This is a genomic window from Drancourtella massiliensis (genome assembly GCF_016900655.1).
Classification (GTDB): Bacteria; Bacillota; Clostridia; order Lachnospirales; family Lachnospiraceae; genus Sellimonas; species Sellimonas catena.
The window spans coordinates 1-573 of record NZ_JACJKH010000099.1; the positions used below are offsets into that span (position 1 = coordinate 1).

The following is a 573-nucleotide window of genomic DNA, read 5'->3' on the forward strand; positions in this document are numbered from 1 at the left end:
ACTAAGACTTCCCATACCTGAAATGGGCTTCGCTCCTTGAAAATTCAATATTTCAGCTGACAAAATAGTGATTTATGCCCCTATAGACTCTGGATGGAGTGCGTTACGCAGATATTTCGGCAGTCTTGCTTCAAAATCAGCAGTAAAAGCTGTCAATTGCTCATCGCTGAGTTTTAAGATTTCCTGAAGGCTTGCCATCAAGGCATCCATTAGGATGCCAAGTGATCTATGGAAAGTAATGTCCGCCATTTCATCAACTAGGAAAAAGAACAATTCGCCAAGCGTCCTCTGATCTTCATTTTGGCGCTGTTCCATTGCGAGTAACATGTATCTGGTAAACACGATAGCTACGTGAGCTGTCAGTGCATCATAGGATAAGCTGCGGCATTCTCCAATCAGATTCAGCATAGATTTGCAGGTCTTGAAGAAAACCTCAATCTGCCAGCGCTTTCCATAAACACGGATAATCTCTTCTTCGGAAAGGGTCGTATCTGTACAGATAAAAGCAAGCCAGTCCTTGCGATTTGCTTTATTCCTTACGCAAACGATTTTCGCCGGAATAGGATTCTCTTT

1 protein-coding gene is annotated in these 573 nt (G+C 42.8%); it reads right to left on the bottom strand.

The genetic code is table 11. From position 1 onward, the window contains the following. Positions 1-72: 72 nt before the first annotated feature. The coding region (locus tag H6A32_RS15890) for a transposase (RefSeq protein WP_204864829.1) at positions 73-573 on the bottom strand (501 nt) is incomplete at its 5' end.